The sequence below is a fragment of the Exiguobacterium sp. JMULE1 genome (genome assembly GCF_013337175.1).
Classification (GTDB): domain Bacteria; phylum Bacillota; class Bacilli; order Exiguobacteriales; family Exiguobacteriaceae; genus Exiguobacterium_A; species Exiguobacterium_A indicum.
This window is the reverse complement of record NZ_SGWC01000002.1, coordinates 2036840-2049908: the sequence shown is the minus strand read 5'-3', so window position 1 is coordinate 2049908 and position 13069 is coordinate 2036840. Positions and strand designations below refer to the sequence as shown.

Annotated in this window: 13 protein-coding genes, 1 pseudogene and 1 other annotated feature; of the genes and pseudogenes, 13 read left to right on the top strand and 1 reads right to left on the bottom strand. The window is 48.2% G+C overall.

Annotated features, from left to right (window positions below; genetic code table 11):
• The first annotated feature begins 11 nt into the window (after window positions 1-11).
• Window positions 12-1133 (top strand): tRNA 2-thiouridine(34) synthase MnmA, encoded by a 1122-nt coding sequence (gene mnmA, locus EXW93_RS11080; RefSeq protein WP_174316461.1) that lies wholly within the window; start codon window positions 12-14, stop codon window positions 1131-1133.
• A gap of 13 nt (window positions 1134-1146) precedes the next feature.
• Window positions 1147-1812: a tetratricopeptide repeat protein gene (locus EXW93_RS11075; protein ID WP_064299569.1), complete on the top strand. Its 666-nt coding sequence runs from the start codon at window positions 1147-1149 to the stop codon at window positions 1810-1812.
• A gap of 45 nt (window positions 1813-1857) precedes the next feature.
• Here EXW93_RS11075 and EXW93_RS11070 read toward each other — a convergent pair whose 3' ends face one another.
• Entirely contained in the window at window positions 1858-2406 is a 549-nt protein-coding gene (locus EXW93_RS11070) for a VOC family protein (RefSeq protein ID WP_023468914.1), read from the bottom strand.
• A gap of 116 nt (window positions 2407-2522) precedes the next feature.
• Between EXW93_RS11070 and recD2 the strand changes: the two genes are divergently transcribed.
• From recD2 to mtnN, 11 genes and pseudogenes are all read left to right on the top strand, one after another.
• On the top strand, window positions 2523-4748 hold the full coding sequence (gene recD2 / locus EXW93_RS11065) for an SF1B family DNA helicase RecD2 (protein WP_174316460.1): 2226 nt from the start codon (window positions 2523-2525) through the stop codon (window positions 4746-4748).
• Between the two features lie 42 nt (window positions 4749-4790).
• Window positions 4791-5001 (top strand) — a binding site (T-box leader).
• A gap of 57 nt (window positions 5002-5058) precedes the next feature.
• On the top strand, window positions 5059-7701 hold the full coding sequence (alaS, locus tag EXW93_RS11060; protein ID WP_064299570.1) for an alanine--tRNA ligase: 2643 nt from the start codon (window positions 5059-5061) through the stop codon (window positions 7699-7701).
• 34 nt (window positions 7702-7735) lie between these two features.
• Entirely contained in the window at window positions 7736-8005 is a 270-nt protein-coding gene (locus EXW93_RS11055) for an IreB family regulatory phosphoprotein (RefSeq protein ID WP_029342229.1), read from the top strand.
• A complete protein-coding gene (gene ruvX, locus EXW93_RS11050; protein ID WP_023468910.1) occupies window positions 8002-8424 on the top strand; it encodes a Holliday junction resolvase RuvX in 423 nt (140 codons plus the stop codon). Before EXW93_RS11055 ends, ruvX begins: the two co-directional genes overlap by 4 nt.
• A 14-nt stretch (window positions 8425-8438) precedes the next feature.
• A complete protein-coding gene (locus EXW93_RS11045) occupies window positions 8439-8726 on the top strand; it encodes a DUF1292 domain-containing protein (RefSeq protein WP_023468909.1) in 288 nt (95 codons plus the stop codon).
• Complete coding sequence (locus EXW93_RS11040) at window positions 8713-9006, top strand: DUF1292 domain-containing protein (RefSeq protein WP_023468908.1); 294 nt, start codon at window positions 8713-8715, stop codon at window positions 9004-9006. Before EXW93_RS11045 ends, EXW93_RS11040 begins: the two co-directional genes overlap by 14 nt.
• Before the next feature lie 78 nt (window positions 9007-9084).
• Complete coding sequence (mltG, locus tag EXW93_RS11035; protein WP_058264763.1) at window positions 9085-10233, top strand: endolytic transglycosylase MltG; 1149 nt, start codon at window positions 9085-9087, stop codon at window positions 10231-10233.
• Window positions 10234-10304: 71 nt separating this feature from the next.
• Window positions 10305-10943, top strand: a complete 639-nt coding sequence (locus EXW93_RS11030) for an O-methyltransferase (protein ID WP_023468906.1) — start codon at window positions 10305-10307, stop codon at window positions 10941-10943.
• A gap of 16 nt (window positions 10944-10959) precedes the next feature.
• A pseudogene (udk, locus tag EXW93_RS11025) lies at window positions 10960-11708 on the top strand (uridine kinase).
• 56 nt (window positions 11709-11764) lie between these two features.
• The gene (gene greA / locus EXW93_RS11020; RefSeq protein ID WP_029342224.1) at window positions 11765-12238 is read left to right on the top strand and encodes a transcription elongation factor GreA; all 474 of its coding nucleotides are present in this window, start codon (window positions 11765-11767) and stop codon (window positions 12236-12238) included.
• Between the two features lie 52 nt (window positions 12239-12290).
• Window positions 12291-12989, top strand: coding sequence for a 5'-methylthioadenosine/S-adenosylhomocysteine nucleosidase (gene mtnN, locus EXW93_RS11015; RefSeq protein ID WP_023468903.1), 699 nt, complete (start codon window positions 12291-12293; stop codon window positions 12987-12989).
• Window positions 12990-13069 lie beyond the last annotated feature (80 nt).

Here is a 13069-nt window from a genome sequence, read left to right as displayed (position 1 = left end):
AGGTGAAATAAATGAATACACGAGCGAAAGCCCCGAGTGAAACGACAGTCGTCGTTGGGATGTCGGGCGGTGTCGATTCTTCTGTGACAGCTCATTTATTAAAAGAGCAAGGCTATAACGTCATCGGAATCTTCATGAAAAACTGGGATGACACGGATGAGAACGGCTTTTGTACGGCGACGGAAGATTATGAAGACGTCATCGCGGTAGCCAATCAAATCGGCATTCCGTACTATGCAGTCAATTTCGAGAAAGAGTACTGGGATAAGGTCTTCACGTACTTCCTCGATGAATATAAACTCGGTCGGACACCGAATCCGGACGTCATGTGTAACAAGGAAATCAAGTTCAAAGCCTTCCTTGATCATGCGATGCGTCTTGGTGCCGATTTCGTCGCGACAGGGCACTATGCGCGTGCCGTCTATGAGGATGGAGAACATAAATTGCTTCGAGGCGTTGATGCAAACAAGGATCAAACATATTTCTTGAATCAATTGTCGCAAGAGCAAATCGCGAAGGCGATGTTCCCGATCGGGCACATGGAAAAATCAGAAGTGCGCCGGATCGCAGAAGAAGCGAACCTCGCAACGGCGAAGAAAAAAGACTCGACAGGCATTTGCTTCATTGGCGAGCGGAACTTCAAACAGTTCCTCGGTCAATATCTGCCGGCGCAACCCGGTGAGATGCGGACACTTGACGGCAACGTCATGGGACGTCACGATGGATTGATGTACTATACGATGGGGCAACGTCATGGACTCGGTATCGGTGGCGACGGAGAGCCTTGGTTCGTCGTCGGGAAAAACTTAGAGGAGAACATTCTCTATGTCGATCAAGGGTTCCACAACGAATTGCTGTATTCGGAAGGATTACTTGCTTCAGATGTCAGCTGGACATCTGAGCGTCCAGTCGGTGAGACATTCCGTTGTACGGCGAAATTCCGTTACCGTCAACAAGATACAGCGGTCACGGTTCGTGTCCTCGAAGAGGGACTCGATGTCTCGTTTGACGAGCGTCAACGGGCAATCACACCAGGACAAGCGGTCGTGTTCTATGATGGAGACATCTGTCTCGGTGGTGCGACGATCGATGCAGCCTATAAAGCAGGCGAACGCCTCGCTTATCTAGCGTAAGGAGCAAAAGAAGATGAACTATAATGAAGTAGGATTCCGGCATCTAGAAGCTGGAAATTATGAATTAGCAGCGCAAGCGTTTAACGACGCGATCGAAGAAAATCCAAAAGATCCGACGGCGTACGTCAATCTTGGAACATTACTGCAATCGATGAACGACGCCGATCGTGCGCTTCGTTTTTATGACCGGGCACTGATGATCGATAATACGTTTGCGAGTGCCTATTATGCGAAAGGTGCCTTGTTCTTTGCTGCCGACAAACTCGTCGAAGCAGAGGAATCATTGCGGGCAGCGTTATTATATGGACTTGACGACGCGGATCTCCATTTCATGCTCGGGATGACGTATCAAAAACTCGGTGATCCAGTCCGCGGGTTGCCTCGTTTACAGCGTGCGTCAGAACTAAACGGTGTCGATATCGAGATCGCATTCCAATACGGACTTGCCTTAGCGCAAAACGAGAAGTTGGAAGAAGCGGTCGAGATGTTCGAGCACGTCTTGATGCTTGACGAAACGCATACAGATGCACGATACAATTATGCGATTGCCCTTGCTTTCCTTGGTCAACAGGAAGCCTGTTATGCAGAACTCGAAGCCGTTCTTGCCTACCAGCCGGAACACGCCCTTGCGCGGGACGCGAAAGCGAAGATGGATGCGTTATTAAAACAAGCAGACTGATATAAAAAAGACGATTCCGCCTGGAGTCGTCTTTTTTTATGCTATTTAATTCCCAACTTCACGGATGACACGAAGTGGTGGACCGGAAAAGTCTTCATAGGCTTCATCCATGTTTTTCGTGTACAGTTCGATGACGTTATTTTCCGTATCCTTGAAATAAGCAGAATGCTCTTTTTGATTCGATGTCTCCTGTTCGTCCCATTCTCTGAGCTTCACGGTGATCGATGCTTCCCGCAATTGATTCAAGGCTTGCTGGAACTCGTCCTTCTCAACGTAGAAAGCACAGTGGACATGGACACCACCTTCATCGTACAACGTGTCCCATTCGGATACTGGTAAGTGTTTGACGGTCCGTTCTTCCATCGTGAAGTCTCGCTTCAGCCACAGGCCGAGTCGAGTATTACCGCCAATGTAAAGCCACGTGGCCCAGACCCCGTCTTGTTTAGATTGTTCTTTACTTGGTTCCGCATCTTCAGGAGCCCATTGCTCGACGACTGGAATGCCTAGTGTCCCATTCCAAAAGCCAACCGCACGGTCCATATCCTCGACTTCAAGTACTAATTCACACAATCCTGCAATCGGTAAACGTGCCATCCTTAAACTCCTCCTCTTAACGAAATGTTTCAGGGTATCTTTCCCTGATTTAAAATCCGGTAAACGAATGCTATGATGAAAGCAGCGAATGAAAAAGAGAGAAAGAAGGTGGAGTGATGGAGCACCCCCATCAAGTCGTCGGGCGCGTCAAACGTGTGCTCTTTTCTTCTGAAGAAGAAGCACACTCCATTGTATTGGTCGCCGTCAAAGAAAAGAACTTTGAACTGAAAGAAACCGAGCTCGTCATCACGGGTACTGGGGTTGGGATCGAACTCGGAGGAACGTATCAAGCATTCGGTCGTCTCGTCGATCATCCCCGATTCGGAAAACAACTGAAGGCGGAACTGATTCGGCGATCGGTTCCGATGACAAAACATGCGACGATCCGCTTCTTGACGAATGGTTCGTTCACCGGCATTGGTCCGAAGACAGCGAAAAATATCGTCGATGCTCTCGGAGAAGAGGCAGTGGATCTCATTTTGAAAGATGAACGGGTACTGAATCAGGTGCCTGGGTTAAAACAAAAACAAGCTGACATCATCTTGAGTCGACTCGCCACGTTATACGGTGTCGATCAGTTGATGCTGTTCTTAGCACCATTTGATGTTACGCCGAAGCTAGCGGCAAAGATTTATGCTGCTTACGAAGGGGACGCCATGGCGCGAATACGAGAGAATCCATATTCCTTGATGTATGAAGTGAATGGGATTGGTTTTAAGACAGCCGATCATATCGCATCACATCTTGGACTCGTCGGATTACACCCGGAGCGCGTCGCTGCTTCGATCATGCACATATTAGAACAAGAAGCAGGAGAGGGACATGCCTTTGCGACGGTCGACTCACTATTGCAGCGAGCACCCCGTTTGCTTGGTGAGGACCCGGGGGAACGGCTAGAACAAGCGATTGAACTATTGCTTGCTGAAGATAAGGTCAAGCTCGAAGAAGGCTGTCTGTATTTACCGACAATCTTTTATGCTGAAGTCCGAGCGGCGAAGGAACTCGCGCGGGTCATGGCGAACGGTGCCGAACAGGAAGTCGATGTCGCGACGATCCTTGAAGCAATCGGGCACCTCGAAGAACAGTTTGGCATGGAATATGCGGCGCAACAGCGAGAAGCGATCGAGTTAGCGGTCAAAGCGCCGCTGATGGTTCTGACCGGTGGACCCGGTACCGGTAAGACGACCGTCATCAAGGGAATTTTACATGCCCTGCAAGAAATTCATGATTGGCCGCTTGAGAAAAGTCGTGTCAAGACGGGAGATGTTTATCCGTACGTCCTTGTTGCACCGACCGGACGCGCCGCTAAACGTTTGTCGGAAGCGACGGACGTCCCAGCGATGACGATTCATCGTCTGTTGAAGTATGACGGAACGAATTTCCAATTAAATGAAGATCAGCCGATTACAGGGAAAGTACTGATCATCGATGAGTCGTCGATGATTGATATCTACTTGTTATCGAGTCTGCTCCGTGCTGTGCCGAACGGTATGAAAATCTTGTTCGTCGGTGACCGGGATCAGTTACCATCCGTTGGTCCTGGGCAAGTGCTGGCAGACTTGATGGATACGCAAGGGATTCCCGTCGTTCGTTTGAACGTCGTCCATCGCCAAGCGGAAGATTCTTCGATTTTACGACTCGCGCACGATTTGAAGAACCGGACGACGTCAGCTGATTTGTTATCACCACTTGCGGATCGTCGCTTTTACACCGCGTCTCCGCAAGAGACGTTACGTGGCATCTCAGCCTTCGCGGAAAAAGCACTTGCAAAAGGGTATTCGAAATTCGATGTTCAGGTTCTGGCACCGACTTACCGTGGTCAGGTCGGAATCGACGAACTGAATGTCGCCTTGCAACGCGTCTACAATCCGGAGGAACCGAAAAAACGCGAAGTCAAACAAGGCACTCGGATTTACCGGACCGGGGATAAGATTCTTCAGCTCGTCAATAATGCGGAAGAGAACGTCTATAACGGAGATATCGGCGAAATCGTCAATATCTTCTTCGCCAAAGAGAACGTCGACAAGGTGGATAAGATCATCGCCCGCTTCGACCAGACGGAAGTCGAGTACAACCGGAGTGACTGGGATCAATTCACGCATGCCTACGCGATTACGATCCACAAGGCACAAGGGTCCGAGTTTCCGATCGTCTTGATGCCGGTCTATTTCACGGGGGCATTCAAGCATTCCCGAAACTTGATTTATACGGCGGTCACCCGTGCGAAGTCGAGTTTATTATTGTTCGGCGACCCACGAGCGTTTCATAAAGCGTCGCAAGAAGAGGAGCCGCGGCGCCGAACACGATTGATTGAACGACTCGGTGGGGTGACAAAGACTTGACGGATGCTGTGTGATAGGTAATAATCACGATAGATGAATGGACGTAACACGTTGATGGAAGATAAGTAAAAGGAAAACTCGAGTCCAGAGAGAAGTGAGTCTGCTGCAATCACTTTCTCGAGTCCCTTTGAAGCTCCTTCCGGAGTCGGGTGTAAACACCTGCGGGTCATCCCCGTTATCAGATGTTCGAGGTAGGCAATGGATTGCTTACGAACGAGGGTGGTACCACGGAAGCGATGCTTTCGTCCCTTTTCAGGGATGAAGGCATCGCTTTTTTGCGTCCAAATAAAACCAATGGGGGTAACTGTTCATGAAAGCTCTAAAACCATTAACGGGTGCACAAATCCGTCAGATGTATCTTGATTTCTTCCAAAGCAAAGGGCATGCGATCGAACCGAGTGCTTCACTCGTACCGGTCGAGGATCCATCGCTCTTGTGGATCAACTCAGGGGTTGCGACACTCAAGAAATATTTCGATGGTCGTGTCATTCCTGATAATCCACGTATCGTCAACGCACAAAAATCAATCCGGACGAATGATATCGAAAACGTCGGGAAAACAGCACGTCACCATACGTTCTTCGAGATGCTCGGAAACTTCTCTGTCGGTGATTACTTCCGTGAAGATGCAATCAAATGGGGCTGGGAACTCTTGACGAGTGATGACTGGTACGGTCTTGACCCGGAACGTCTCTCGGTCACGATTCACCCGGAAGATGACGCAGCGCGTCAAATCTGGCTTGAACTCGGTGTACCGGCTGAGCGGATCATTCCACTTGAAGATAACTTCTGGGAAATCGGTGAAGGTCCATCTGGTCCGAACACGGAAATCTTCTTCGACCGTGGACCTGCTTTTGGAGACGATCCGAACGATTCAGAACTCTACCCAGGTGGCGAAAACGAACGCTATCTCGAGATCTGGAATATCGTTTTCAGTCAGTATAACCACGATGGACACGGCAACTACACGGAACTTCCGCGTAAAAACATCGATACAGGAATGGGACTCGAACGGATGGCATGTGTCATGCAGGACGTGCCGACGAACTTCGATACGGATCTGTTCATGCCGATCATTCACAAAACAGAAGAGATCAGCGGTAAAATCTACCGTGATGATTCGAAACTCGATGTAGCATTCAAAGTCATCGCAGACCACATCCGTACCGTATCATTCGCAATTGGTGATGGTGCGCTTCCTTCGAATGAAGGACGCGGATATGTCCTTCGTCGTTTACTGCGCCGTGCGGTGCGTTATGCGAAGATGCTTGGAATCGAGCGTCCGTTCATGTATGAACTCGTCGATACGGTCGGGAATGTCATGGTTGACTTCTACCCACAAGTTCCAGAAAAAGCAGACTTCATCAAACGTGTCATCAAAAACGAAGAAGAACGTTTCCATGAGACACTTCATGACGGTCTTGCAATCTTGAACACAGTCGCTCAGACGTCTAAGGCGAACGGTGAGCATGTTATCAGTGGCGAAGATGCGTTCCGTCTGTATGACACGTATGGTTTCCCACTCGAATTGACAGTCGAGTATGCGGAAGATCATCAGATGTCTGTTGATGAAGAAGGCTTCAAACTAGCGATGGATGCACAACGTCAGCGTGCACGTGCAGCGCGTGAAGAGAGTGGTTCGATGCAACAGCAATCGGAAGTCCTCTCGACGCTAAAAGATAAAAGTACGTTCGTCGGCTATACCGACCTTAAGGCGGATGCGAAAATCATCGCATTGTTGCATGATGGAGAACGAGTCACAGAAGTCGCTGCTGGTGAAGAAGCACAAGTCATTCTTGACATCACACCGTTCTACGCTGAAAGTGGTGGTGAAGTCGCGGATACAGGAACAATCGAAGGCAAAGACTTCGTTCTTGATGTCAAAGATGTTCAAAAAGCACCAAACGGTCAAAACTTGCATACGGTCATCGTTCGTACAGGGATCGCAACGGAAGCTGCAGACGTCGTTGCAACAGTCGAAGCAGCAGAGCGTAAAGCCGTCACGAAAAACCATACGGCAACACACTTGCTTCATAAAGCATTGAAAGATACGCTCGGAACACACGTCAACCAAGCAGGATCACTCGTTTCTCCAGATCGTCTTCGTTTCGACTTCTCACACTTCGGTGCAGTGACACAAGAAGAGTTGACGAAGATTGAACAAGACGTCAACCAAGCAATCTGGGCATCACTACCGGTTGATATCGAAGAGATGAACATCGCTGATGCAAAAGCAAAAGGCGCAATGGCATTGTTCGGTGAGAAATACGGTGAAACGGTTCGTGTCGTCTCAGCAGGCACGTACTCGATCGAGTTGTGTGGCGGTATCCACGTCGGGAACACAGCAGAAATCGGCTTGTTCAAGATCGTTTCAGAGTCCGGGATCGGTGCAGGTACACGCCGAATCGAGGCGGTAACGGGTGCAGGCGCGTATCGTGTCATGAATCAGCACTTGGAAACACTCGAACAAGCAGCAGCTGTCTTGAAGACGAAGACGACAGAAGTTCCTGTTCGCATCGAAGCACTGCAACAACAGCTCCGTGAGACGGAACGGGCGAATGAATCGTTGCAAGCAAAACTTGCGAACATCGAAGCTGCTTCATTGAAGGACGATGTTGAGGAAATCAACGGTGTGCGTGTGCTTGCGAAACGCGTCGACGTCTCAGATATGGATGCTCTTCGCGGTATGATGGACGAGTTGAAGAGCTCGCTCGGATCAGCAATCATCGTTCTCGGAAGTGCGCAAGGTGAGAAAGTCAATCTCGTCGCAAGCGTCTCAAAAGATTTAATCGACCAAGGCTATCATGCTGGTAAATTGATCAAGGAAGTCGCAACACGCTGCGGTGGTGGCGGTGGCGGTCGCCCTGACATGGCTCAAGCTGGTGGAAAAGATGCGTCGAAATTAGAAGAAGCACTCGCGTACGCTTCACAATACGTGCAATCACTGGCATAATAGAAACGTAGTGTATATGAAAGAGGTGATGAACGTGAGTCAGATGGATCAAACGATGAAATTCAACTTTCCGGAAGACGATAACAAAGCAGCGACACGTGATGTGTTGTTGACTGTCTATCATGCTTTAGAAGAAAAAGGATATCATCCGATCAACCAAATCGTCGGCTATCTCCTTTCAGGAGATCCTGCTTACATTCCTCGTCATAATGACGCACGTAACTTAATTCGTAAGATTGAACGCGACGAATTGCTCGAAGAACTCGTGAAATCTTATTTGGCGGAGAGTGGAAATTCAAAATGAAACGTGCAATGGGACTAGATGTCGGTTCGAAGACGATCGGGGTAGCGGTCAGTGACTTGATGGGCTGGACGGCGCAAGGCGTCGAGACGGTCAAGTGGACGGAACCGGATTACCCAGAAGCCTTCAAACGGCTCGATGTCATCATGAAGACATACAATGTCGAAATCCTAGTCATTGGTCTTCCGAAAAACATGAACGGTTCCATCGGTCCCCGCGCAGAAGCAAGTGAAGCTTTTGCGAAGGAAATCGAACAGCATACCGGGCTTGAAGTCGTCTTCATGGATGAACGGTTGACGACGATGCAAGCAGAACGGATGCTGATCGATGCCGATGTCAGCCGTAAAAAGCGTAAACAAGTCATCGATAAGATGGCTGCCGTCATGATCCTGCAATCGTACTTGGATCGGACGAATCGATGAAGGGGGAGAAACCGATGGCTGAAGAAAAACGTCAGTATCTCTTTCCAGATGAAGAGGGCGGCGAACATCTTTTCGAAGAATGGTACCGTTACTCGAGTGAACGTACAGGAAAAACCTATCTGTTTCTTGAAATGATCGGTAACCCTGACGAAGGAGCAGATGATCTGATCATCTGTGAGATCGATGAATATGGAGAAGGCGAAGATGATTTCGAATTGAGCCTGATCGATGAAAATGATGAGCAAACTTGGGATGAACTCGAGCTTGCGTTAAAGGAGCGGATCACTGATGCAACAGAATGAACCAACACGTTACGTAATTCCGGACGGCGAAGGAAATGATTTCGAATTCGTAGAACGTCTGCGTTACGAAAGCCCACGTTCGAGTAAGACATACATCTTCCTTGAGCCAATCGGAGCAGACTATGACGAAGCAGAAGAAGTCGATATCTTCGTTTACGAACTTGACGAATACGGTGATGGAGACAACGACTTCAACCTCGTACCGATCGATGAAGATGATACAGCGACTTGGGATGAAATCGAAGAAGTCTTTAACACGCTCGAAGATCAGTTAGACTAACCCGACTCATGACAGGTGACGTCGTAAGAGACTTTCTCTTACGATGTCACCTTGTTTTAAGAGAAGAAGGAGGAACCGATGGAGAACGAATGGAAGCAAAATGCCGAAATCGAAAAAAGGCGACGCCGGACATCACGGCGGATTACGCTAATCATCCTTTCTGTATTGTTGACGATTTTTCTAGTTGCCAGTGCGGTCGTCTATGTCTTTTTGAAAAATGCGCTTGAACCAGTCGATGAAGCAGCGACGAAATCCGTCAAAGTCGAAGTTCCTTTAGGAGCAGGGACGAGTACGATTGCTTCCTTACTAAAGGAAAAAGACTTGATTGCGAACGAGACGATTTTCCGTTATTACGTCCGTTATAAGAATGAATCGTCATTCCAGGCGGGTACGTATACACTGTCACAAGCCATGTCCCCGGATGAAATCATCAATGAATTAAAGACGGGAACGGTCATGAAGGCAGCGGATGTGAAAATCACGTTACCTGAAGGCATCACGATGGATCGTCAAATCGCTTTGATCGCGAAAGCAACGAACTTCAAGGAAGAGACGGTCCGTAAAGAATTGACGGATGCGACATTCATCGACAGCATGATTGAAAAATATCCGATGTTGACGGATGAAGTGAAAAAAGATGGTGTCCTGTATGCACTTGAAGGGTACCTCTTCCCAGCAACGTATGAGTTTGATAAAGGAAAAAGCATTGATCAAATCGTCGAGACGATGCTCGATGAAACAGAAAAAGTCTACGATGAGAATGAGGATGCCATTCAAAAGTCTGGCATGACCTTCCATGAAGTACTCAGTCTCGGTTCCATGGTCGAGCGTGAAGCGGCGACAGCAGATGATCGTCGTGAAATCGCTGGTGTCTTTAAAAATCGATTGGATGACGGTATGAAGTTACAGTCGGATCCAACGGTTTGGTATGGCACAGGTGAAAATACGGCTTTAACGACGCTGAAGGATCTCGAGAACAATTCGAAGTACAATACGTACAAGTACGAAGGGATTCCGATTGGTCCGATTTCAACGGTCAGTAAGGATTCGGTACTTGCCGTGTTAAATCCGAATAAAACGAAATATGTCTATTTCTTCGCCCGTCCACCAAGCGATAAACATCCACGAGGACAGATTCTATACGAAGAGACATATGAAGAACATCAACGAAACGTCGTTAAGTATAAGCCGGAATGGGTGGAATACGAAGCGAGTAAAGAGCAATGAGCAACGGGTTGGGTTGAAGCGGGAAGTTCGCTTCAAGTCAACCTGTTTATGCGGAAGAGGGAGTGAATGGCGTGAATGATTTCACGACCTATGTCGAATCAATGATTCATCCTCGAGATGCTCTGTTAGAAGAAATGGAGCGTTATGCGGAAGAACATCATATACCAATCATCGAACTGACAGGTTCCGAAGTCTTGTTATCGCTCCTGCGATTACAACAACCGAAGCGCATTTTAGAAGTCGGAACCGCAATCGGATATAGTGCGATTCGGATGGCCCGTGCGCTACCGGATGCGCGCATTACGACGATTGAACGAAATGCAAAGCGGTATGAAGAAGCAAAAACCTTCATCGCCCGGTCAGATGTGGCGGACCGGATTGACATCATTTTTGGTGATGCAGTAGAATTAGCCGAAACGCTTGAAGACCAGTTCGATGCGGTCTTCATTGATGCAGCTAAAGGACAGTATAAAAAATTCTTTGCAGGATATGGGCGACTCATTCCTGAGGGCGGCGTACTCTATACGGATAATCTCTTCTTACACGGAGATGTTCTCGAGTCTGATCCGAAGACATTCGATCGAAGAAGACGTCGACTCGTGCGTCTCGTCAAGGAATTCACGGTCTGGATGATGGAACAAGAACAATACGATACGACGATTTTTCCGCTCGGTGACGGTGTATCCGTCAGTCGGAAAAAGTCGAAATGATGGAGGAACGAATGACATGCAAAAACCGGTAGTAATTGGCGTAGCGGGCGGAACGGGTTCAGGGAAGACGACGGTGGCACGTTCACTCGTCGATGCGTTCCCAAGTGAATCAATCGTCATGATTGAGCAGGACGCGTATTATAAAGATCAAAGTGATTTATCAATGGAAGAGCGGTATCAGACAAACTATGATCACCCTTCGCTTTGATTCCCCGTTTGTATATGCCTGTGACTGGCTCTCTCAAAGATCAAAGTGATTTATCAATGGAAGAGCGGTATCAGACAAACTATGATCACCCGTTCGCTTTTGATAATGGTCTGTTGATTGAGCACATTCAGTCGCTCCGTGAAAACATTGCCGTTGAAAAACCGGTATATGACTATGTCGCCCACACGCGGGCACAAGAAACGATTCGTCTCGAACCACGCGATGTCATCATCGTAGAAGGAATTTTAGCGCTTGAAGACGAACGGTTACGGGAACTAATGGATATCAAGGTGTTCGTCGATACGGATGCGGACGTTCGCATTTTGCGTCGGATGCAACGTGATATCAACGAACGTGGACGTTCGATCGACTCAGTCGTTGAGCAGTACACGAACGTCGTTCGTCCGATGCATCTGCAGTTCTGTGAACCAACAAAACGGTATGCGGACATCATCGTACCGGAAGGCGGCGAGAATCATGTCGCGATCGATTTACTCGTGACGAAGATTCGAGCGATTCTTGATTATCGTTCAGCACTCGATCAAAGAGGATATTGATTCCAAAAAAGATGTGAATATACTATACTAGTGGAATAAAAAGGAGCGTGACAAAAATGGCAGAAAAGCAATACTACATGACGCTTGAAGGTAAAGCGAACATTGAAAATGAATTGAATGAATTGAAGTCAGTCCGCCGGAAAGAAGTCGTCGAGAACATCAAGATCGCCCGTTCGTTCGGTGACCTTTCAGAGAACGCTGAGTACGATTCAGCAAAAGAAGAGCAAGCGATGGTCGAAGGCCGGATCGCTCAACTTGAAGAGATGCTTCGTAATGTTGCCATCATCTCAGAAGAAGAGAAGGATATCTCGGTCGTCGGTATCGGAACGACGGTCACTTTCTTAAGTGTCGAAGATAACGAAGAAGATACGTATACGATCGTCGGTAGTGCCGAAGCAGATCCGTTCACGGGTAAAATCTCGAACGAATCACCAATCGCGAAAAGTTTAATGGGGCACCAAGTCGGAGATCAAGTCTCTGTACCAGCACCAGGCGGCGAATACGCAGTAAAAATTACATCGATCAAATAAAGAACACAGGAGCCGGAGCAATCCGGCTTTCTGTTTGATGGAGGAATGAATTATGCCAATCGCAATCATCGGCGCAATGGAAGAGGAAGTCAACTTATTGCGTAATGAGTTATCAGAACGTAAAGATACAGTCATCGCAAACTATCATTTTTATGAAGGGCTTTTAAATAGCGTTCCTGTCGTCATCTTGAAGTCAGGAATCGGGAAAGTGAACGCTGCGATCGGGACGACATTATTGCTAGACCACTACAAACCAAGTGCTGTCATCAATACGGGCTCAGCAGGTGGATTCAAGGAAGGCTTAACGGTCGGGGATGTCGTTGTCTCAACAGAAGTACGTCACCACGACGTCGACGTGACGGCATTTGGATACGAATATGGACAGGTACCTGGAATGCCAGCTGCCTATCAAGCAGATCCGAAGCTTGTTGCAACGGCAGAAGCCGTCATCGAGCGGATGGATGCGATTCGCGTCGTTCATGGATTAATTGCGACAGGCGATTCATTCATCCACGATTCAGAGCGCTCTGCTCAAATCAAGGCGCACTTCCCAGAAGTCGCAGCCGTCGAGATGGAAGCAGCACCAATAGCACAAGTCTGTCATCAGTTCGGTGTTCCGTTCGTCGTAACGCGGTCGATTTCAGATAGCGCCAATGAAGAAGCGTCACTCTCGTTTGATGAATTCCTCGAGATTGCGTCAATCAATTCCGCTAAAATGGTCATGGAAGTCGTACGGACGTTAGCAGAATGAGGTATGGGGGAAGGGCACGGGAGACCATGCTCTTCCTTTTTTCTTTGACAAAAGCATATTAACGCTTTATATTAGTACCA

Coding starts and splice junctions, on each gene's coding strand:
- mnmA (WP_174316461.1), top strand. CDS start 12: ATGAATACACGAGCGAAAGCCCCGAGTGAAACGACAGTCGTCGTTGGG.
- EXW93_RS11075 (WP_064299569.1), top strand. CDS start 1,147: ATGAACTATAATGAAGTAGGATTCCGGCATCTAGAAGCTGGAAATTAT.
- EXW93_RS11070 (WP_023468914.1), bottom strand. CDS start 2,406: ATGGCACGTTTACCGATTGCAGGATTGTGTGAATTAGTACTTGAAGTC.
- recD2 (WP_174316460.1), top strand. CDS start 2,523: ATGGAGCACCCCCATCAAGTCGTCGGGCGCGTCAAACGTGTGCTCTTT.
- alaS (WP_064299570.1), top strand. CDS start 5,059: ATGAAAGCTCTAAAACCATTAACGGGTGCACAAATCCGTCAGATGTAT.
- ruvX (WP_023468910.1), top strand. CDS start 8,002: ATGAAACGTGCAATGGGACTAGATGTCGGTTCGAAGACGATCGGGGTA.
- EXW93_RS11045 (WP_023468909.1), top strand. CDS start 8,439: ATGGCTGAAGAAAAACGTCAGTATCTCTTTCCAGATGAAGAGGGCGGC.
- EXW93_RS11040 (WP_023468908.1), top strand. CDS start 8,713: ATGCAACAGAATGAACCAACACGTTACGTAATTCCGGACGGCGAAGGA.
- mltG (WP_058264763.1), top strand. CDS start 9,085: ATGGAGAACGAATGGAAGCAAAATGCCGAAATCGAAAAAAGGCGACGC.
- greA (WP_029342224.1), top strand. CDS start 11,765: ATGGCAGAAAAGCAATACTACATGACGCTTGAAGGTAAAGCGAACATT.
- mtnN (WP_023468903.1), top strand. CDS start 12,291: ATGCCAATCGCAATCATCGGCGCAATGGAAGAGGAAGTCAACTTATTG.